The organism is Croceicoccus esteveae (assembly GCF_031846435.1).
Classification (GTDB): Bacteria; Pseudomonadota; Alphaproteobacteria; order Sphingomonadales; family Sphingomonadaceae; genus Croceicoccus; species Croceicoccus esteveae.
In genome coordinates this window covers 103,718-123,099 of record NZ_JAVRHS010000005.1, presented here as the reverse complement: position 1 = coordinate 123,099, position 19,382 = coordinate 103,718, and the positions used below count along the sequence as shown (strand labels likewise).

The window sequence follows — 19,382 nt, the reverse complement described above, 5'->3', positions numbered from 1 at the left end:
ACAGTCTGTCGATGATCACAGGTCCCGACAAGCATCCTGAATGATCTCCAGCGAACGGCTCCGGTCGCGCGGGTCGAAGCTGGAGCCCGACAGGATCAACTCGTCGGCGCCGGTACGCTTGATGATCGTCTCAAGCGACTGGCGCACCTGCGCACGATTGCCGATCGCGCTCACGGAACGGGTCGCCTCCATCATGGCGCGGGCTTGGGGGGGCAGGCTTTCGCGATAGCCGCGCACAGGTGGCGGCATCTTGCCGGGCGTGCCGGTGCGCAAGGCAACAAACGACTGGTCCATGGATGACGCGTGATAAAAGGCGTCTTCCTCTGTCTCGGCGGCAAAGGCGTTTGCAGCCACCATCACATGCGGCTTTGCGCATTGGCCCGACGGAGTAAATCGTTCCCGATAGATGGCAAGCGCGTCATCAAGGGCAGCAGGCGCAAAATGCGCGGCAAAGGCATATGGCATGCCCAGCGCTGCGGCCAGTTGCGCGCCGAACAGGCTGCTGCCAAGAATCCACATCTCTACATCTGCGCCGGCCCCGGGTGTCGCCTGCAAGGTCAATCGCGGATCGCCTGCGAACAATGCACGCAGTTCAACAACATCTTGCGGAAAGGCTTCTGCCGCGCCGTGGATGTCCTTGCGCAGTGCTTGTCCGATCCGTCGGTCCGCCCCGGGAGCCCGGCCAAGTCCAAGGTCCACCCGACCTGGAAAAAGCGCGTCGAGCGTGCCGAACTGTTCGGCAATGACGAACGGGTTGTGGTTGGGCAGCATGATCCCGCCCGACCCGATGCGAATGGTCGAAGTCGCATTGCCGACATGCGCAAGACAGACCGACACTGCGGAACTTGCGATGCCCGGCATGGCATGATGTTCCGCCATCCAGAACCGACGATAGCCAAGCTGTTCCGCGTGGCTGGCAAGGGCAGCAGTTGCATGCAGCGCCTCGCCTGCACTGCTGCCTTCCGGAATAGTGGCAAAATCTAGGACGGAAAGTTCGGTCATCTCTGGTTCTCCCAATCCGGATCGGCTCCGGCAAGTGCATTGTTGGCCGGCTTTCCTGCGGAGCGCGAAGCAGAGCGAGCTGCCTGCAATTGCTCAAGATAGGTCCGGGCAAATGGCGCAGCAGATGCATCAGGGGCGTGTTCGACAATCCTGCGCCAGGCATTCGCTGCAATCCGGTCATTGCCGGCAGCAGCGGCAATGAGCCCGCCTTCCAGCAGGATGTCGGGCGATCCCGGCGTAATTGCATCGGCATGGGCAATGGCAATTGCCGCCCGCGCCAGATCATCTGCTCGCCGGGCAAGGCTTGCCTCCAGCAGGAAGGCAGTGCTGTCCCGCGGTTCGGCCAGCTGCGCCAGCGTCAGCGCGGCCAAGGCATGATCGGTGCGTGACAGCGCCGCCAGAGCCCGTGCCCGATCGACATGCAGTGCTGCTGCCGCATTGCCGCTGATCGCAACGTCGCGCATCGCGGCAAGAGCTGCGTTGAACAGGTAGAGCGCTGTTTGCGCATCACCTGTTTCCAGCGCGGCGTTGCCAGCCTGGGCCTGCAGCGCGAACAACCGCCGTGCATCGGGGTCGGGCTGCGCCAGGGCAGCCTTGGCCGCAGCCATGAAGGAGGCTTGTGCCTGTGCCCACATGCCAAGCCCCGCCTGCGCCGTGCCAAGACACTGCAGCGCATCGGCCTCATCGCTCTTGACCGTCACGCTCGGGCGAGAACCTGCCTGTGCAACTGCTGCTGCCGGATCGTCACGGGCAAGCTGGAGGCAGGCGGATAGCCGGGTGCCGGCGTCATCCGCCAAGGTCGGCGCTGCATACATTGCAAGCATCAGCGCACCTGCTGCATGAAGAAGTTTCTTGTGCCTCATGCTCCCTATCTAGGATATCCCGGGCAAATCGAAAGGTGCCGCATGGTAGCTGTCTGCGGCCGATCGGCATCTCTGGACCATCATGACAGATGAAAGTCGACGACAGGCAGGATCGCACTCTGGCGACAGGACAGCTTGTCTCCATGATTGCAGCCGACCTGCTCCGTCTCTAGATGAACGGGCATGTTCCGCCGCATCTTTGCCTTCTTGCTGCTCGGCTGGGTTCTGGGCTTTGCCTGGTTTGCGCTGTTCCTGCCTCAGCCGGCGGGCCCGGTGCGCACCGATGCGGCGGTGGTGCTGACAGGTGGCAAGGGGCGGATCGAACGCGGTATCGAAGCGCTGGATCGCGGCTGGACCGATCAATTGCTTGTCTCGGGCGTCGGCGATCAGGTGACGCAGGCCGAACTGGCTGAACAACATGCTATTCCGCAGCGCCTGCTGTCATGCTGCATCACGCTGGGCTATGATGCGGTGGATACCCGCAGCAATGCGGCAGAAGCAGCAGCATGGGTGCATGAGCATGATTTCCGCTCGATTCGCCTGATCACCAGCGACTGGCACATGCGGCGCGCGCGCTTCGACATCGATCAGGTGCTGGACAGCGAAGTCGAGACGCTGACCGATGCAGTGTCCACCGAACCCACAATGTTCATGCTGTTTCTTGAATATCACAAGTTCATCGCCCGCAACGTGGTCCAATGGCTGGGGCTTTGACCACACGATCTTTCTTCGCCGGGTCACAGGCGTCGTCAATATATCAAGGCTTGCACACCCATGGACGCATTGCGCAGCGCGCTCTTCTCGCTCATTTTCTACCCTGCCAGCGGAATATTTGCGCTGGGCGGCGTCCTGGCGCTGCCGTTCGGCCACAAGCGGGTGCAGCAGGTCGCTTACGGCTGGTCGGCGTTTCACCGCGCCTGTGCGCGCTTTATCCTGCGCATCGATATCGCGATGGAGGGTGCCCTCTCGCAAGGGCAGGTCATCTATGCGCTGAAGCATGAAAGCTTTTTCGAAGCCATCGAACTGCCGCGGCTGCTGGTTGCCAGTCCGATCCCGTTTGCCAAGGCCGAACTACTGCGGATCCCGATCTGGGGCCGCGCCGCCAGCAATTACGGCATGATCCCGGTTGAGCGGGACCAGGGTGCTGCTGGCCTGCGCATCATGGCCAAGGAAGCGCGCAGGATGAAGGCAACCGGCCGCAGCTTTGCGATCTTCCCCGAAGGAACGCGCGTGCCGTCCGGGTGCGAGCCTGCACTGCGCGCCGGCTTTGCAGGCATTTACAAGCTTCTGAACCTGCCAGTGGTGCCGGTCGCGGTCAACAGCGGCCATCTTTATCAAGGCAGTCCCAAACGGCGCGGCACCATCACCTATCGGTTCGGCGAGATCATTCCCGCGGGGCTGGAGCGTGATGAGGTGGAGCGCCGGGTCCATGCCGCGATCAATGCGCTCAACCCTCCTGCTCAGGCCGAGTGATCGGCACGTCCGAAGTCGGGCCGGGCGTCGTCCTGCCCTTCATCGATGATGGACCGGCGGATCCCGCGGGTCTTGGCAAAATGCGCATGCAGCGCGTCACCATCGTCCCACCGGATCGCGCGCTGCAGGGCCGTCAGATCCTCTGAAAACCGCTGCAATATGTCGAGCACGGCATGTTTGTTGGACAGGAACACATCTCGCCACATTGTGGGATCGGATGCAGCGATCCGGGTAAAATCGCGAAAACCACCGGCCGAATAGGTGATAACCTCGTTGCGGGTCACTTCCTCAAGGTCGGACGCCGTGCCGACGATGGTATAGGCGATCAGATGCGGCACATGGCTGGTAACGGCAAGCACCAGATCGTGGTGGGCTGCGTCCATGATCTCGACCCTGGCCCCCAGCGCATGCCACAGAGCGGATACGGCGCTGACATGTTCAGGATCAGTGCCGTCGGGCGGTGTGATGATGCACCAGCGATTGCGGAACAGCCCGGCAAAACCTGCCTCGGGGCCAGATCGTTCGGTTCCGGCAACAGGATGTGCGGGCACCAGCGGCTGGTGGGGCAGGGCGGCGCGAATAGCATCGGCGACAAACGCCTTTGAAGAGCCTGCATCGCTGATGATCGCCTCAGGCTTCAGCACGCCCGCCATCTGCGCGGCGATGTCGCCCATGGCGCGGACCGGTACGCACAGGATAACCAGATCAGCGTCGCGGATTGCCAATTCCAGCGTCCCGGTGACCTGGTGGACCAACGTGCGTGTCTGCGCCCGGCAACGCACATCGGGATCGGCGTCGAACCCTGTCAGGCGCACTGCGGGCAGGGCCTGCTGCACCGCCAGCCCGATGGATCCGCCGATCAGCCCCAATCCGACAATGGCAATGGTGCCGAACGGAGCGCCATCATTCATGCGCTGTCCTCGGCCTGTTGCAACGTCGCATCCCGCGATCTGGCCTGCGGTCCGGCAGCCTGGTCTGTCGCGTGCCGCAACACTGCCATGATGGCATCCATGTGCGCCGCTGTGCCAATGGTAATGCGCAAGGCATGGGGGAGGCCCTGTTGAGGGAGCCACCGCACGGCAAAGCCTGCTTCGGCAATGGCCTGCAGTGCAGTCTCTGCCTGCAAAGCCCCTTTGAACAGCACCAGCACGAAATTGCCCTTGCTCGGCACCGCGCGCAGACCTTGTTCGGCAAGGTTTTCCACCGCGGCCACAAAGCGCGCGCGTTCCACGGCATTATGATCGCGCGACCGGCGCACGAACTGCGTGTCACCAAGCGCTGCGATCGCTGCAGCCTGTCCGGCGGAGGTCACGTTGAAAGGCCCGCGGATGCGATTGAGCACCGCGACGACCTCCGGAGCGCCGGTGGCCCAGCCGATCCTTTCGCCGGCAAGCCCGTAAATCTTCGAAAAAGTGCGCGTGACCAGCACGTTCGGGTGCGCATGAGCCAACGCCATGCCGCCATCATCATCATGCGCGTCAAGATATTCGCCATAAGCCTGATCGATCACCAGGAGAACGTGTCTTGGCAGGCCGGCATGCAGCAGGCGCATGTCATTTGCGCCAATCCAGGCGCCGGTCGGATTGTTGGGATTGGCGACAAAGACCACTTTGGTTCGCGGCGTCACGCAGCCAAGCAAGGCATCAACGTCCGTGCCATAGTCACGGTCGGGCGCGACCACGGGTGTTGCTCCGCAGCGCCGGGCAGCGATGTCGTAAACGGCAAATCCATGGCGCACGTAAAGCACCTCGTCACCGGCGCCGGCAAAGCCCTGCGCGGCAAGATTGAGCAATTCATCGCTGCCGGTGCCGCAAACGATGCGGTCTGCGTCAAGATCATGATGCGCAGCGATGGCGCGTCGCAACGCGCCCGCATCAGGGTCAGGGTAGACATCGGGCAAGGGCGCTGCATGTCTTGCCGCCAGTGCTGCCGGGCTGGTGCCCAACGGGTTCTCGTTTGCGGACAGCTTGATCAACGGTCTGCCGTCAGCAGCAGCGGACTTGCCCGGAACATAGGCATGGATCGCCATTATCCACGGCTTTGGCTGTGGAGTCATGCCAGCTTCAGGTGCAATGTGCGCTTCCAGGTCCATGCCACTCATGGGCTAAGCGCCTTAAGCCGCGTTGCGGTTGCGTCAAACAAAACATGGGTAAACTGCACGCCAGATCCCGCCCGCCCATCTGTCCGGCCGGCACCCGGCGCCCGCGCGACATTGACAGAGGCAATGCTTTGCCCCCAATCCGCCCGGATCATGGCTCGTGTGCCTCAACATTCCTCCAGCGAGGTGCTGGACCTTGACCAGCCCTTGCCACTGGATAGCGGTCGCGTGCTCTGGCCGGTGCGCATCGCCTATCAATCCTATGGCACGCTGAATGCCGCGCGCAACAATGCGATCCTGGTCTGTCACGCGCTTACAGGCGACCAGCATGTCGCCTCACCGCATCCGCGAACCGGCAAGCCGGGGTGGTGGGATCGCATGGTCGGCCCGGGCAAGCCTATCGACACAAGCAGGTTCTTCGTCCTGTGCGCAAATGTCATCGGCAGCTGCATGGGGTCATCCGGACCAGCTGACCTTGCCGAAGATGGTCAGCCGTTCGCCATGCGGTTCCCTGTCATAACAATTCGCGACATGGTGCGCGCGCAGATTGCGCTCCTCGATGCGCTGGGCATCGAACGATTGCACGGCGTCATAGGCGGCTCCATGGGCGGAATGCAGGCGCTCAGTCTGGCGGCCAATTACAAGAACCGTGCGGGTGCAGTGCTGGTCATTGCCAGCACATCGCGTCACTCGGCCCAGAACATCGCCTTTCACGAGCTGGGGCGGCAGGCAATCATGGCGGACCCGGGCTGGCAGGCAGGCGATTATTACAGCTCGGCGGTCACGAGCGAGAATGGCGGTACGCGCAAAGGTCCCGATGCGGGGCTTGCCGTTGCCCGCATGGCGGCGCACATCACCTATCTGTCGGAACAGGGGCTTACTGAAAAGTTCGGTCGACGCCTGCAGGACCGCGACGCCAAGACATTCGGCTTCGATGCCGATTTCCAGGTGGAATCCTATCTGCGTTATCAGGGGCTTGCCTTCACCGACCGGTTTGATGCCAACAGCTATCTCTATATCACCCGAGCCATGGATTATTTCGATCTGGCCGAAGAACATGGCGGCAGTCTGACGCATGCCTTTGCAAGCACACCGGCGCGGTTCTGCCTTGTCAGCTTCGATACCGACTGGCTTTACCCAACGTCAGAATCGCGGCGCATTGCCCATGCGCTGAACGCCGTCGGCGCTCCGGTCAGTTTCGTGGAGCTGTCCGCGCCATTTGGACATGACAGCTTTCTCCTCGATGTGCCGGCGCTCGACCGGATGGTAAGGGGCTTTCTTCAGTGATCCTGCGCCCCGATCTTGCCACCATCGTTGACCGGATCGGACCGGGCAGCCGGGTGCTCGACATCGGCTGCGGTGACGGCGATCTGATGATTGCACTCAAGGACCAACACGGGGTTGACGCTCGCGGACTTGAAATCGACGCGGACAAAGTGGCCACCTGCGTGGCGCGCGGCTTGTCGGTGATGCAGGGAGACGCAGATGCCGATCTTGGCTTCTACGCCGATGGCGGGTTCGATTACGTGGTGCTGTCGCAGACCTTGCAGACCACGCGCCGGCCTGATCTGGTCATCGATGAGATGTTGCGGATCGGGCGCCGCGCCTTTGTCTCCTTCACCAATTTCGCGCATTGGCGGGTGCGTGCCTCCTTGATGCTGGCAGGGCGCATGCCGGTGACGCGGCTGCTGCCGATGAGCTGGTATGAAACGCCCAATATTCATCATGTCACTGTCAGCGATTTTCGTGCGCTGCTCCGCCGTCGGGGCCTTGTCGTTGACCAGGAATGGTTCCTTTCGTCCAGCGGATGCGTCGCTGCACGATCAGCAAACCTGCTGGCCGAATCTGCGGTTTTCCTGCTGTCCAGACACTCTGCACAGCCTGTGGAATAATTTGCCAAAATAACGTGCTTGCCGCAGGCGCGCGCTGCGCGCATTTTGTCGGATATGGCAACTTCCGGAATGACTCTGCTGCGTCCGTCCCAGGGCGACATCGAATCGCGTGCGCTGCCCTCCAATGTGGAGGCGGAAGCGGCTTTTCTCGGCGCGATCCTCATCGACAATAGCGTGATGGAAGAACTGCCCAAGCAGCTCATCCCGGAACATTTCTTCGAACCGCTGCACGCCCGCATCTATGAACGCATCCTGCATCTGGCCGATCGCAAGGCCGTGGTCACACCGGTAACGCTCAAACCCTATTTCGAGGCTGACGAGGGGCTGAAGGCGCTTGGCGGGGTCAATTATCTGGCGCAGCTGACCGCCGACGGACAGGGGTTGATCGCGCCGCGCGTCTTGGCCGAACAGATCTACGAGCTTGCTCTGCTGCGCGAACTGGTGGCGGTTGGCCGGCAGCTGGTCACCGATGCGCTGGACACGTCGGAGGACGTGAACCCGATGGGCCAGATCGAGCGGGCGGAAAGCGCGCTTTACCGGGTCGCCGAAGGGGCGGCGACCGGCACGGAAACGCAGACCTTTGCTGCCGTGTCGCGCATGTCGATCAAGCTTATCGAGCAGGCGTTCAATTCCGGCGGGCATGTTTCGGGCGTGACGACGGGGCTGACCAGCATCAATGAAAAGATCGGCGGGTTGAAAAACTCCGACCTGCTGATCCTTGCCGGCCGGCCGGGCATGGGCAAGACCGCGCTTGCCACCAACATCGCCTTCAACGCAGCCAACCGGTTCCGGCGCGATGTTGCCGATGGTATTGATGGCAGCGAATCGGTTGGCGCGGCAGTGGCCTTCTTCAGCCTGGAGATGAGCGCGGATCAGCTGGCCACCCGCATTCTTGCCGAACAGTCGGGCATAAGCTCGGAAAACCTGCGCATGGGCAAGATCAGCCGCGACGATTTTGGAGCCTTGTCGCGCGCCAGCCAGGAACTTGTGGCGCTCCCCTTGTACATCGACGATACGCCCGCGCTCACCATTGCGGCACTGCGCGCCCGCGCTCGCCGGCTGAAGCGGCGGCACGATATCGGCCTCATCGTGGTTGATTACCTGCAATTGCTGCAAGGTTCGGGCCGGGCCAACGACAACCGGGTCAACGAAATATCCGAGATCAGCCGCGGCTTGAAGACGCTGGCCAAGGAGCTTGACGTGCCGGTGCTGGCGCTGTCGCAATTGTCACGGGCCGTGGAGCAGCGCGAAGACAAGAAGCCCATGCTGTCGGATCTACGCGAATCAGGTTCGATCGAGCAGGACGCCGACATCGTGCTGTTCGTATTTCGTGAGGATTATTACGTCGCTGCAAAGGAGCCCAAACGGCCGGTGGAAAGCGATGACGTAAAGACGCACGAGGCGCACGCATCATGGGCTGCCGAAATGGAGCGGGTCTATGGCCTGGCCGAACTGATCGTGGCCAAGCAGCGGCATGGCTCCACCGGCAAGGTGCGCATGCGTTTCGAGCCGCGCATCACGCGGTTTTCCGATCTGGCTCCGGACAGCTACGCCCATTCCTACGATTAGCGCGGGCCGCCCCTGCTGCTCAGGTGGGCAGAGGGCTGCGCGCCAGCGCGGACCTGTTGCATGGGCGGTGTTTCTTGACTTCATGTGCAGAAGGACGCTATGAAGCGCTCTTTCCCGACACCTCATGATTACGGAGTGCCTTGATGGCGCGTGTTACCGTCGAAGATTGCGTTGACAAGATCCCGAACCGGTTCGACCTGGTGCTTCTTGCCGCGCAGCGCGCCCGCGAGATATCGAGCGGTGCGGAATTGACGGTCGATCGTGACCGGGACAAGAATCCGGTGGTGGCGCTGCGCGAGATTGCGGAACAGACAGTCAAGCCCAAGCACCTGAAGGAAACAGCCATTGCCGGCTTGCAGAAGGTTGCCATCGAAGAAGATGATGAGGTCGATGAGATTGGATCGCTCAGCCGCTCCGCCGAAGCGTTGCGACTGACTGCCGCTGCCCCCCCCCGCAACAATTCTATCGGGTCTGATTACGAAGGCTGATTGCCAAGGGGCTGATTGTTAGGGGCTGATTGCCAGGAGAGCGGTCGGGCAGGTTACGCTTGTCGCACGAGCGTAACCTGCCCGGTTGCTCCTTATACTAAAGGCTGGTCACGAGGCGCAGATTATTGCCCGCGACCGGTTTCCTCTTGCAACTCATCAATCTTCTGTGACGCCTCGGCCTTGGTGAGATCCGGGTCATAGGCGTCAGGCTCGCCGGCTTCTTCGCTCAGCGTTTTGAGATAACTCGCCTGTGCGCCGGTCATCGCCTCATTGCCAGTGACCCAGTTTTCGGGATCCTTCTCGGCATTAGAAGTAGGCTCTGCTTTGGGATGTTGGGTTGGGCGGTTGTTGTCGGGGTTGCTCATCATGATCTCCTTTACCATCGGCAACCCGCAGGTTCGCATTCTGTTCCGCTAGAAATTTCCACACGGCCGGTGCATCTCCTCGATCCATTTTCGGGAGGATCAAGGCGTGGAGATGGTGCGAAATGATGATGGCACGGGTGACGCAACATGCCGCAACTGCGGCACCGCGATCATTGGCCCCCATTGCTGGCATTGCGGTCAGGTAACCCATCTGCACAACACATTCGCAGGCGTGATGCACGATCTTGTTCATGGCGTGCTTCACCTCGATGGACCTGTCTGGCGGACGCTGCCGCTGCTGACATGGCGCCCCGGCGTCCTCACCCGGCGCTACATTGATGGAGAGCGCAAGAAATTCGTCTCCCCCATGGGCATGTTCCTGTTTTCGATCTTCGCCATGTTTCTCGTGTTCTCAATCCTTGGATATTCCCCACCTGCCGATATCCAGATTGGCCCGGAAAACACCGCCGCAGTGCGGACGCAGCTTGCCACCGGCCAACGAGAACGCGCGCGACTGGAGCAGCAGATCCGCACCTTGCCGCAAGGAAATCGGGAGCGTGCGAACCTTGTGAGACGCATGAAGGAAGTGGATCGGGAGATCGCCGTCATGGGTGAACTTGCCGACGAACCCGTCGGGGATTCATCCGCGCTGTCCCACATGCTTGCCAAATGGCGCAAGAACCCGTCGCTCATGCTCTACAAGCTGCAATCGAGCGCCTACAAGTTTTCCTGGCTGCTTGTCCCGCTTTCGCTTCCCCTGGTCTGGTTGCTGTTCTTCTGGAAACGGCGGTTCGGATTTTACGATCATTCGGTGTTCGTCACCTACTCGATCAGCTTCGTTTCGCTGTTGTTCATCGTGTTGAGCCTTGCCGCTGCCCTCGGCGTCGCGGGAGGCGTCATCCTCGTGGCGGCCGCAGTCATCATCCCATGGCACATGTTCCGGCAAATCAGGGATGGATACGAACTCGGCACCGGGTCCGCATTGTGGCGTACCGGTGCCGTGCTCGTCTTTGCTCTTTTTTCGCTCTGCCTGTTCCTGATCCTGCTGGTTCTTCTCGGAATTCTTGGCTGAACACGGCCAATAGGTGCCGCTATGCGCCTTGCGGTGCAGGGGCTCCGGCCGATCCGGTCCTCGGCCCCGCCTTCGGCACGCCAATACCTCCTGTGGAAACCGGGCGCGCCGGACCGGTCGGCTCCTGGGGACGGTCGATCTTGCCGTCGTCGAGAAGCTGGCGGATTTCATGGCCGGTGAGCGTCTCGTATTCCAGCATGGCTTGTGCCAGAAGGTGCAGCTTGTCCTCCTGATCGCGCAGGCAGTCATCGGCCGCCTTGTGCGCATCGTCGACCAGCTTGCGGATCTCGCCGTCGATCAACCGGTTGGTTTCATCCGACGCCATCGTGCGCTGCGTCTGACCCATACCGAGATAGCCTTCCTGGCTCGCTTCGTACTGCAAGGGACCAAGCTTGTCCGACATACCCCATTTGGTCACCATGTTGCGGGCAAGGTCAGTCGCGTACTGGATATCGGAAGACGCTCCCGACGACACCTTGTCATAGCCGAAGATCAGTTCCTCGGCGACGCGCCCACCCATGGCAACGGCAAGATTGGCATGCATCTTGTCACGATGATAGGAATAGCTGTCACGTTCCGGCAGGCGCATCACCATGCCCAGCGCACGACCGCGCGGAATAATGGTAGCCTTGTGGATCGGATCAGAAGCAGGCTCGTTCAGCGCGACAAGCGCATGTCCAGCTTCATGGTAAGCCGTCATCTTCTTCTCGTCTTCGGTCATCACCATGGAGCGGCGCTCCGCTCCCATCATGACCTTGTCCTTGGCGTCTTCGAACTCCTGCATGGCGACCAGCCGCTTATTGCGCCGCGCCGCCAGCAACGCTGCCTCATTGACAAGATTGGCAAGGTCGGCACCCGAAAATCCGGGCGTGCCGCGCGCAATGGTCCGGCCATTCACGTCAGGCGCCAGCGGCACCTTCTTCATGTGCACGTCGAGAATTTTCTCGCGCCCTTCGATGTCGGGCACGGGCACCACCACCTGGCGATCGAACCGACCGGGGCGCAGCAGGGCAGGATCGAGCACGTCAGGGCGGTTGGTCGCCGCGATGATGATGATGCCTTCGTTCGCTTCGAACCCGTCCATCTCGACCAGGAGCTGGTTCAATGTCTGTTCGCGTTCGTCGTTGGAATTGCCAAGGCCATGGCCCCGGCTACGCCCGACGGCATCGATCTCGTCGATAAACAGGATACAGGGCGCATTTTTCTTGGCCTGCTCGAACATGTCGCGCACCCGGCTGGCGCCGACGCCGACGAACATTTCGACAAAGTCAGAACCGGAGATGGTGAAGAACGGCACGCCCGCCTCGCCGGCAATGGCACGCGCCAGCAGCGTCTTGCCGGTGCCGGGCGATCCGACCAGCAGCGCACCCTTGGGGATCTGGCCACCAAGCTTGGAAAAGCGCGAGGGATCCTTCAGGAATTCGACGATCTCCTCCAGTTCCTCGCGCGCCTCGTCAATGCCGGCCACGTCGGAGAAGGTCACCCGTCCCGATTTCTCGGTCAGCATCTTGGCCTTGGATTTGCCAAAGCCCATCGCGCCGCCAGCGCCGCCACCCTTCTGCACCTGGCGCAGCGCGAAAAACGCAATGCCGAGTATCAGCAGAAACGGCAGCAATTGGACGAAAATTGCCGCAAGCAGGCTGCCTTCCTCGGGAACCGTGGCGGAATATTCAACCTCGTTCGCTTCGAGAAGATCAGTAAGCCCAGCATCGCCGGTCACAGGAATTGTCGTGAAAGTCTGATCGTTCTTCAAGGTGCCGGTGATACGCCGATCCCCGATCTGCACCTCGCTTACGCTTCCTTCAGTCACGCGATCGCGAAAATCGGAATAGCGTATCTGCGTGCCCGGGTTTTCCTTCGGCGCGCCAAACATCGATACCACGAGCAACAGGGCAAGGAAAATACCGCCCCAGATCATCAGGCTCTTGAGCCAGGGATTGCCGCGCGGCTGTTCGTCATTGTTCATCTGGTGGATTCCCATCCTTCTACCTCGCCAATGTAAGCGCGCAGGGCCGAATGACAAGCAAGCACAACTGGCAAAAGAAAGGGAGGCGCTGTCAGCCCGTGCGGCGGGGTGGAGCAGGCGCGAACTGCCACGCGCTGTCCTCTGCCCTGCACGACAATCCCGCCAAAGTCGCTGTCTTGCCCGCCTCGAGCATGAGCAAAAGGCGCGTGATCTCGTCGTCGCGCGGATCACCCTGGGTCCTGAGCAGCAGGAGCAGGCGGCGAACCACCCGCAACCGGATCGCCATGGGGGCAAGCGGCGTGTACGTGGCGCGGTGTCCGGCGATCGTGACCTGCGCATCCCACTCACGCTGTGCTGCCCAGTCCAGCGCGTCGTCGTCCTGGGCCAGAATTGCGGCGGACCGGGCAAGCCGCCCGGCGTCGATCCCGTCCGGTGCATCAGCGAGCCAGCTGCGCACCCGCACCCGCAGGAAGCGGAGGTCAGCGTTGGAAGGATCGTGCACGGGAAGCAGTCCGGCGTGAGACACCACGGCGGCAAGCTCACTTCGTCGCCAGGTCAGCAAGGGCCGGCTGAGCCGCAGATCTGGCGAACCGGGAACTGCGGCCTTGGCGCGCATCCCTGCAAGACCTCGGGTGCCCGCGCCGCGTCCCATGCGCATGAGCATGGTTTCGGCCTGGTCATCAGCATGATGCGCGGTGACGATGGTATCAATCGCGGCGGAGCGGGCGCAGCGTGCCAGCGCCGCATAGCGCGCCGTTCTGGCTGCGGCTTGCAGATTGCCTCCGGTCGGAACCGTCACGCTGAGGCAATGATGCGGCACCGCCATTCGCCGGCAGGCATCGGCAACCATCGCTGTTTCAGCCGCTGCTTCTGCCCGCAACCCGTGGTCCACGCTTGCCACCGCGATCCGGTTTGTCATGGCGCGCCGGGCCAGTACAAGGAGCGCAAGACTGTCGGCCCCACCTGACACGGCCAGCAACAGCCGGTCGTCCGCCGCGATGCCGGCTTGCACGCAATCGGCCGCAAAGCGCATGTCCTGTTCCGTGCCCATTAAATCGTCGAGTTGAAGACCATCAGGCCGAGGATCAGATGTCAGCGGTGCGCCATTGCGATCAATTGCAACCGGCTTTGCGTGCAATTGGCGTATAGGTGGAGGCAAGGCGACCATCCGCATCGGATGGATAAACCAGCCGGAACTCTTCCAGAGCCTCGCAAGCCTTGGCCTTGTTGCCCAGTTGAAGCGTGGCAGAGGCAAGGTACACAAGGCTGTCCGATGCCCGCTCGCCGTTGCGATCTTCTAGGTAATTCTTCAAAAGCCACTCTGCCGCAGGCTTGGGCTGGCTCTGATCCAGATAGGATCGGCCAATCAGGTTGCGCGCCCAGCTTACCCGGCGGTGTTTCGGATAGGCCTTGATCATCGCTTCAAGTTCCTTGCGGGCTTCGGCATGGCGCCCTGCGTCCCAGAGGCGGTATCCATAAACATAGGCATCATCCGCCGCATCGCCTGTCTGCGGCCGTTCAACAGCTGCAGCAACGCTGTTGGCAGGGGCTGCGCTGCGCGTTGTGGCCATCGCATTCATGTTGCTTTGCGTGGCTGTGCCTGCACTTGCAGCCGGAGGAGACGCAAGCTCCTCGGCGTAGCGGATGTTTTCGGCATTGCCTGATGAGGAAGAGCCAGCGGAATTGCCGTTTGGCCCGGCCGTCAGCATCTGCTCACGATTGCGCTCCAGATTGTCAACTCGCGCGTTCAGCAAGGCAAGCGCATTGCCGTTCACCTCGGTTTGGGAAGTAAGTCTTGAAAGCGCTGCTTCCACCGCGTCCATGCGGGCGAGCAGATCGGCAACAGGTCCGGTGCTTGCCATATCCGCAGTGTTAGGCGGTAGCTGCGGTGCGGTCACCTGCGGCTCGAAATATCTGCCATCGGTGCCGGGGAACACCTTGCGCTGCAGCGCCTTTACCTCCTGCTCCAACTTGCGCACACGCATTTCTTCCGCGCTCTGGGCCAGCGCGGGCGGCGTGGCCATGGGCAGGGTGATTGCGGCAATACCCAACAGCCAACCTGCGCGCCGGGCAAGGAGAGGGCGGAAACTAAGGGGTGCCATGGGTCTGAACAAACCTTTCTGGGTCAAGAAGCAAAGCGGGCACGGCAGCTTTGCCGAACGCTGATGAAACCGGGCCTGAACATCCGGCGTGAAAGTTTCGCCTGATCCTGTGGCCTGTCATGGAGTAGAAGGCCCGAACAAGGCAGAATGGCTTAGCCGGTGACGCTGCCGGGCGGCTGCACGTTGGTTGGTGGCACCCCCGGCCCCGGCGGACGCGCCGCCAGCGCAGCGGCACTGACCGGGACATCGCGCACCACCTTGACCTCCCGGGCAAGCGGCGGCACCGCCCGCCCGTTGATGGTGATTGCCAGCGCATCGGGCCGGCCGGTCCAGATCTGCGGCGCCGGTGCATCCTGAGGCACGGCGTAGCTTTCGCCCTTGGCCAAGGACGCTTCGTGCAGACGATCTCCTCCTGCATTATAGAAGCGCACCCAGACCCCGTCCTCGGTTGCCGTGAACACGACTGGCCCTGTGGCACTCACAGGGGTAGCGGCGGTAGCGGAGGATCCGCCAGCCGCTGTTGCCTGTCCTGCGACAATGGCGCGCGTTTCAGGCTCGCTGACGATCACCTGCGGCATTGGCGCTGCCGGCATGAACCAGCCGCGCCACAGGAAAAACCCTGCTACCATGACCGCGATCAGCAAGGCGGCGACACCCCAAGCAAGCCCGGCTGACGGGATCCGGGCAGGATCGCCAGGCTCCATATGCTCGATCCGGGGGGGCGGTGCCGCTGGTGCGAGCAGGCCCAGTTCGGCACGCGCACGAGACACTGCATCTGCTTCGTCCATGCCCAGTTCACGGGCATAGCTGCGCACAAAGCCGATTGCATAGGTGCGGCCAGGCAGTCCGGCGAGCTTTCCTTCATCAATGGCTTGCAAATGCCGTTCGGGAATGCGTGTCCGTTCGGCAATGGTTTCGCGCGACAGATTCTGCTTCTCGCGCGTTTGGCGCAATTGCATGCCGATGGTTACAGGTTCTGCATGGCCCGCGTGTCCATCAAAGCCAGTATGTTCGTTCGGGCCTGTATGTTCGTTCGGGCCTGTATGTTCGTTCGGGCCTGTATGTTCGTTGGGACCAGTATGTTCATTCGGGCCGGCATGTGCCTTGGGAACGACGGAAATGGTCACGCCGCCTGCCGGGTCGCCGGCAAGGTCGGGATCGCGGGCCGTGTCAGGAAGGGAGTCCGGTGCAGGGCCAGCAGCAGGACTGCCCAGGTCGCGCCGTTCATTGTTATCGTTCACCAGAACCCTGCCTTTCGCTGCGCATCGATGCTACACACAGGCAAGACTGGCCCGCTTGTCAAGGGATAGCCGGTCCGTTTCGACATGCTTCTTACTGCCTCGATCACATCCAGACATTCTCTCAGTCCCATTCGATGTCACGCTCCTCCGCCCAGCGGATCATCTGCGTGCGCAAGTCGCTGACCGGCTCCGACAGCCAGCGTTCCATTGCCGCGGCAATCTCGCGCGTGTCGATTTTCCGCACCAGTTCCTTGAGCGGCCCGACCGCGGCAGGCGTGATGGAAAGCCGCCGGACACCAAGTCCGATCAGCGCAAGTGCCTCGAGCCGGCGCCCGCCCATCTCCCCGCATACGGTAAGGTCGATCCGGTGTCCGGCAAGCGAACCGATAACCCTGCGGACGAAGCGTAATATCGCGGGGCTCAGCCAATCGTAACGTTCTGCAAGACGGGGATTGGACCGGTCGGCGGCAAACAGGAACTGCGTCAGATCATTGGTGCCGATGGACAGGAACGACAATCTGGGCGCAAGCACATCGAGCATTTCGGCAAGCGCGGGCACTTCCAGCATGGCTCCATACCGGATGCATTCCGGCAGCGGTCGGCGCCGCTGCTTCATCATGGCCAATTGTTGTTCGAAGACGTTCCTTGCTGCATCGAATTCCCATGGTTCGGATACCATCGGGAACATGACATTCAAGGTGCGGCCTGCCGTCGCCTCGAGCAAGGATCGCGCCTGCGCCTTCATCAGCCCTTCACGCGACAAGGCCAGCCGCAGCGCCCGCCAACCCATGGCCGGATTTTCATCGGCGCTGTCGCCATCCTTGCGCAGATAGGGAAGCGACTTGTCGCCGCCGATATCAAGCGTGCGAAACACCACCGGCTTGTCGCCAGCGGCATCGAGCACCTCGCGGTAGAGTCGTGTCTGCCTCTCGCGCTGCGGCAGCGCGGCGGAGACGAGGAACTGGAATTCGGTACGAAACAGCCCGATCCCATCGGCCCCGGACAGATTGAGCATGGGTATGTCATCGCGCAAGCCGGCGTTCATCATGACAAAGATGCGTTCGCCATCGCGGCTGAACGGTTCCACACCGCGCAGCGCAGCATAGCTGGCTTGCTTGTCGCGGCTGCGCTGCGAGCGCGTCTCGAATGCCTGTGCAACTGCATGCACCGGGCGAACCTGCGCCAGCGCCTGCGTGGCGTCGAGCAGGATTTCATCGCCATCGCGTACAACAGCACGCACGCCACGCGCGCGTCCCAGCACCGGTATGCCCATCGCACGCGCGACAATCACCACATGGCTGGTCAGCGATCCTTCCTCCAGCAGCACACCCTTGAGCCGCCTCCGGTCGTATTCAAGCAGTTCGGCCGGGCCCAGATTGCGCGCGATCAGGATGGTATCCTGTCTCAGCCCCATCGAGGCTGCGGTCCCCATCTGCCCCGATACGATCCGCAGGAGCCTGTTGGCCAAATCCTCAAGATCGTGCATCCGGTCAGCAAGGAGCGGGTCGTCGATCTGGCGCATGCGCATGCGGGTGCGCTGCTGCACGCGTTCTATGGCCGCTTCTGCGGTCAGGCCGCTGTCAATAGCCTCGTTGATGCGCCTCGACCAGCCTTCGTCATAGGCAAACATCTTGTAAGTCTGCAAGACTTCGGCGTGTTCGCCCTCGACCCCGAATTCAGCCTGATTGGCCATCGCCTCGATCTGGTCGCGCATCCGGTCGAAGGCGCGGTACACACGCTGGCGTTCCGCTTCTGTGTCATCGGCCATGACATGGTCGATGGTGATGCGCGGCTGGTGATAGACAGCGCTGCCCCGGGCAAGACCTTTGACCAGGGTCATGCCGGTAAGCTGCTGCGGGCCGTTCATTTGCGGGTTGGCGTCAAAACCTTCCTGCTCGTCAATAAGGTCGGCATTGGAGATGAATTCCGAAAGCACCATCGCAACGGTCTGCAATGCTTCTATTTCGACTTCTTCATACCGGCGCGGATCGCCATGCTGCACGGTCAGTGCCCCGACGCTGCGCTCTTTCCTGACGATCGGCACGCCGGCAAAGGAATGGAACCGTTCCTCGCCTGTTTCCGGGCGGTAGGAAAAATTCGGGTGGGTTGCCGCCTCGGCAAGGTTGAGCGTCTCTATATTCTGCGCGAGCGCACCGACCAGCCCTTCGTTCATGGCAAGCCGGGTGACATGAACGGCTTCCTGGTTCAGCCCGCGGGTCGCGAACAGTTCCAGCATCCCTTCACGCAGCAGGTAGATGGAGCAAACCTCGCTATCGAGGCTTTCGCCAATGATTTCGACTACCTGGTTGAGCTTTGCCTGCGCGCCAAGCCGTGACGCCATGACTTCATGCAGTCCGGTCAGGATTGTACGGGCAGCGGATGAGGAAGCAGGCATCAGCGATAAGTAGCGCATGCGGCGGGTTTGGCAAACGCGCTGTGGTCCTGTGCCATGGCTGGCAGGTGTCGCATCCGGCTTTTCGTCCAAGCCGTATCGGCCCGCCCGCCGAAGCGCTTCTTCCGCTCCGGCGCCTGGCCTTCAGTGACAATTTCGCTGCGCCACCAGCACCGCTGACGCGGGGCTGCCGTTACGCTGCAAAACGAACCGCAAACGTCAGGAGGTGGAAATCTCCTCCTTGATGCGTAGCTTCTCGCGCTTGAGCGTCTGGATGCGTGTGCTGTCGGGCACGGGCCGGGTCTGCTCCTGTCGGATCTTGCGTTCAAGTCCCGCGTGCCTGTCCTGCAGTGCATCCAAATGCGTAGAGATCATGAAAAGCTCCTTTTGCTGACTGTTGCAAAGCAACCCTGCGGAACTGTTCAAGCAAGCGAATCGCAGTTCCGCGCCAGTTGTGATGAAATCATATCGCAACTGTTTTGCGAAGCTTTATTGCAGCAAGCCCAGGATGAAGCGTGCGCCGTCATGCGATGGAGCGAGGCATAGATACAGTCGCGCATTGCTTCCATGCGCCGCCATGTGGCAGGGCAGCGGCGCAATTGGCGATATTGAAAACCACCCCACGGCTGCGCCGCTCGACCGGCCCGGGTACGACAGGAACACAATGACCGAAGACGAGATGCGCGCCTGGCTCAAGACGCTGCGAACGGAACATCGCGATCTTGATGCCGCGATCCATGCGCTGCTCGCCAGTCCGGCCGATCAGCTTCAGGTCGCGCGGCTGAAAAAGCGCAAGCTGAAACTGCGCGACCAGATCATGCTGCTCGAAGACACGCTCATCCCCGATATAATCGCATGA

Annotated in this window: 19 protein-coding genes; 8 read left to right on the top strand and 11 right to left on the bottom strand. The window is 61.7% G+C overall.

The window, feature by feature from the left end; genetic code table 11:
- Positions 1-15: 15 nt before the first annotated feature.
- On the bottom strand, positions 16-1,002 hold the full coding sequence (locus RM533_RS08090) for an LLM class flavin-dependent oxidoreductase (protein ID WP_311340718.1): 987 nt from the start codon (positions 1,000-1,002) through the stop codon (positions 16-18).
- Complete coding sequence (locus RM533_RS08085) at positions 999-1,865, bottom strand: hypothetical protein (RefSeq protein ID WP_311340717.1); 867 nt, start codon at positions 1,863-1,865, stop codon at positions 999-1,001. The genes RM533_RS08090 and RM533_RS08085 overlap by 4 nt, the downstream gene beginning before the upstream one ends.
- 183 nt (positions 1,866-2,048) lie before the next feature.
- Here RM533_RS08085 and RM533_RS08080 point away from each other — a divergent pair, with 183 nt between their 5' ends.
- Complete coding sequence (locus RM533_RS08080; RefSeq protein ID WP_311340716.1) at positions 2,049-2,579, top strand: YdcF family protein; 531 nt, start codon at positions 2,049-2,051, stop codon at positions 2,577-2,579.
- A gap of 60 nt (positions 2,580-2,639) precedes the next feature.
- Positions 2,640-3,338, top strand: a complete 699-nt coding sequence (locus RM533_RS08075) for a lysophospholipid acyltransferase family protein (protein ID WP_311340715.1) — start codon at positions 2,640-2,642, stop codon at positions 3,336-3,338.
- On the opposite strand, the gene RM533_RS08070 is transcribed toward RM533_RS08075, so the two are convergent.
- Both RM533_RS08070 and hisC read right to left on the bottom strand, forming a co-directional pair.
- Positions 3,326-4,249 (bottom strand): prephenate/arogenate dehydrogenase family protein, encoded by a 924-nt coding sequence (locus RM533_RS08070; protein ID WP_311340714.1) that lies wholly within the window; start codon positions 4,247-4,249, stop codon positions 3,326-3,328. The two genes, RM533_RS08075 and RM533_RS08070, sit on opposite strands and share 13 nt — an antisense overlap.
- The gene (gene hisC, locus RM533_RS08065) at positions 4,246-5,430 is read right to left on the bottom strand and encodes a histidinol-phosphate transaminase (protein WP_311340808.1); all 1,185 of its coding nucleotides are present in this window, start codon (positions 5,428-5,430) and stop codon (positions 4,246-4,248) included. Before hisC ends, RM533_RS08070 begins: the two co-directional genes overlap by 4 nt.
- A 159-nt stretch (positions 5,431-5,589) precedes the next feature.
- On the opposite strand from hisC, the gene metX reads away from it, so the two are divergent.
- From metX to rpoZ, 4 genes are all read left to right on the top strand, one after another.
- Positions 5,590-6,723 carry a homoserine O-acetyltransferase MetX gene (metX, locus tag RM533_RS08060; protein WP_311340713.1) on the top strand — a complete coding sequence of 378 codons (1,134 nt, stop codon included), beginning with the start codon at positions 5,590-5,592 and terminating at the stop codon, positions 6,721-6,723.
- Positions 6,720-7,328 carry a methionine biosynthesis protein MetW gene (metW, locus tag RM533_RS08055; RefSeq protein WP_311340712.1) on the top strand — a complete coding sequence of 203 codons (609 nt, stop codon included), beginning with the start codon at positions 6,720-6,722 and terminating at the stop codon, positions 7,326-7,328. Before metX ends, metW begins: the two co-directional genes overlap by 4 nt.
- Positions 7,329-7,382: 54 nt before the next feature.
- Positions 7,383-8,897 (top strand): replicative DNA helicase, encoded by a 1,515-nt coding sequence (locus RM533_RS08050; protein ID WP_311340711.1) that lies wholly within the window; start codon positions 7,383-7,385, stop codon positions 8,895-8,897.
- Positions 8,898-9,040: 143 nt separating this feature from the next.
- Positions 9,041-9,385: a DNA-directed RNA polymerase subunit omega gene (rpoZ, locus tag RM533_RS08045; protein WP_311340710.1), complete on the top strand. Its 345-nt coding sequence runs from the start codon at positions 9,041-9,043 to the stop codon at positions 9,383-9,385.
- 122 nt (positions 9,386-9,507) lie between these two features.
- Here rpoZ and RM533_RS08040 read toward each other — a convergent pair whose 3' ends face one another.
- Positions 9,508-9,750, bottom strand: a complete 243-nt coding sequence (locus tag RM533_RS08040; RefSeq protein WP_311340709.1) for a DUF3072 domain-containing protein — start codon at positions 9,748-9,750, stop codon at positions 9,508-9,510.
- Between the two features lie 112 nt (positions 9,751-9,862).
- On the opposite strand from RM533_RS08040, the gene RM533_RS08035 reads away from it, so the two are divergent.
- Positions 9,863-10,822 carry a DUF3667 domain-containing protein gene (locus RM533_RS08035; protein WP_311340708.1) on the top strand — a complete coding sequence of 320 codons (960 nt, stop codon included), beginning with the start codon at positions 9,863-9,865 and terminating at the stop codon, positions 10,820-10,822.
- 19 nt (positions 10,823-10,841) lie between these two features.
- Here the strand turns inward: RM533_RS08035 and ftsH are convergent, their stop codons facing one another.
- From ftsH to RM533_RS08005, 6 genes are all read right to left on the bottom strand, one after another.
- Positions 10,842-12,788: an ATP-dependent zinc metalloprotease FtsH gene (gene ftsH, locus RM533_RS08030; protein ID WP_311340707.1), complete on the bottom strand. Its 1,947-nt coding sequence runs from the start codon at positions 12,786-12,788 to the stop codon at positions 10,842-10,844.
- Between the two features lie 91 nt (positions 12,789-12,879).
- Positions 12,880-13,821 carry a tRNA lysidine(34) synthetase TilS gene (gene tilS / locus RM533_RS08025; RefSeq protein ID WP_311340706.1) on the bottom strand — a complete coding sequence of 314 codons (942 nt, stop codon included), beginning with the start codon at positions 13,819-13,821 and terminating at the stop codon, positions 12,880-12,882.
- Positions 13,822-13,900: 79 nt separating this feature from the next.
- Positions 13,901-14,890: a tetratricopeptide repeat protein gene (locus tag RM533_RS08020; RefSeq protein ID WP_311340705.1), complete on the bottom strand. Its 990-nt coding sequence runs from the start codon at positions 14,888-14,890 to the stop codon at positions 13,901-13,903.
- A 152-nt stretch (positions 14,891-15,042) separates the two neighbouring features.
- Complete coding sequence (locus RM533_RS08015; protein ID WP_311340704.1) at positions 15,043-16,131, bottom strand: helix-turn-helix domain-containing protein; 1,089 nt, start codon at positions 16,129-16,131, stop codon at positions 15,043-15,045.
- A gap of 121 nt (positions 16,132-16,252) precedes the next feature.
- The gene (gene ptsP, locus RM533_RS08010; protein ID WP_311340703.1) at positions 16,253-18,526 is read right to left on the bottom strand and encodes a phosphoenolpyruvate--protein phosphotransferase; all 2,274 of its coding nucleotides are present in this window, start codon (positions 18,524-18,526) and stop codon (positions 16,253-16,255) included.
- 216 nt (positions 18,527-18,742) lie between these two features.
- Positions 18,743-18,898 (bottom strand): YdcH family protein, encoded by a 156-nt coding sequence (locus RM533_RS08005; RefSeq protein WP_311340702.1) that lies wholly within the window; start codon positions 18,896-18,898, stop codon positions 18,743-18,745.
- A gap of 289 nt (positions 18,899-19,187) precedes the next feature.
- Between RM533_RS08005 and RM533_RS08000 the strand changes: the two genes are divergently transcribed.
- Entirely contained in the window at positions 19,188-19,382 is a 195-nt protein-coding gene (locus RM533_RS08000) for a YdcH family protein (protein WP_311340807.1), read from the top strand.

Excerpts from the sequence above, each read along its gene's own strand:
- RM533_RS08090 (WP_311340718.1), bottom strand. The coding sequence starts at position 1,002 with ATGACCGAACTTTCCGTCCTAGATTTTGCCACTATTCCGGAAGGCAGC.
- RM533_RS08085 (WP_311340717.1), bottom strand. The coding sequence starts at position 1,865 with ATGAGGCACAAGAAACTTCTTCATGCAGCAGGTGCGCTGATGCTTGCA.
- RM533_RS08080 (WP_311340716.1), top strand. The coding sequence starts at position 2,049 with ATGTTCCGCCGCATCTTTGCCTTCTTGCTGCTCGGCTGGGTTCTGGGC.
- RM533_RS08075 (WP_311340715.1), top strand. The coding sequence starts at position 2,640 with ATGGACGCATTGCGCAGCGCGCTCTTCTCGCTCATTTTCTACCCTGCC.
- RM533_RS08070 (WP_311340714.1), bottom strand. The coding sequence starts at position 4,249 with ATGAATGATGGCGCTCCGTTCGGCACCATTGCCATTGTCGGATTGGGG.
- hisC (WP_311340808.1), bottom strand. The coding sequence starts at position 5,430 with ATGGACCTGGAAGCGCACATTGCACCTGAAGCTGGCATGACTCCACAG.
- metX (WP_311340713.1), top strand. The coding sequence starts at position 5,590 with ATGGCTCGTGTGCCTCAACATTCCTCCAGCGAGGTGCTGGACCTTGAC.
- RM533_RS08050 (WP_311340711.1), top strand. The coding sequence starts at position 7,383 with ATGGCAACTTCCGGAATGACTCTGCTGCGTCCGTCCCAGGGCGACATC.
- rpoZ (WP_311340710.1), top strand. The coding sequence starts at position 9,041 with ATGGCGCGTGTTACCGTCGAAGATTGCGTTGACAAGATCCCGAACCGG.
- RM533_RS08040 (WP_311340709.1), bottom strand. The coding sequence starts at position 9,750 with ATGAGCAACCCCGACAACAACCGCCCAACCCAACATCCCAAAGCAGAG.
- RM533_RS08035 (WP_311340708.1), top strand. The coding sequence starts at position 9,863 with ATGGTGCGAAATGATGATGGCACGGGTGACGCAACATGCCGCAACTGC.
- ftsH (WP_311340707.1), bottom strand. The coding sequence starts at position 12,788 with ATGAACAATGACGAACAGCCGCGCGGCAATCCCTGGCTCAAGAGCCTG.
- tilS (WP_311340706.1), bottom strand. The coding sequence starts at position 13,821 with ATGCGCTTTGCGGCCGATTGCGTGCAAGCCGGCATCGCGGCGGACGAC.
- RM533_RS08020 (WP_311340705.1), bottom strand. The coding sequence starts at position 14,890 with ATGGCACCCCTTAGTTTCCGCCCTCTCCTTGCCCGGCGCGCAGGTTGG.
- ptsP (WP_311340703.1), bottom strand. The coding sequence starts at position 18,526 with ATGCCTGCTTCCTCATCCGCTGCCCGTACAATCCTGACCGGACTGCAT.
- RM533_RS08005 (WP_311340702.1), bottom strand. The coding sequence starts at position 18,898 with ATGATCTCTACGCATTTGGATGCACTGCAGGACAGGCACGCGGGACTT.
- RM533_RS08000 (WP_311340807.1), top strand. The coding sequence starts at position 19,188 with ATGACCGAAGACGAGATGCGCGCCTGGCTCAAGACGCTGCGAACGGAA.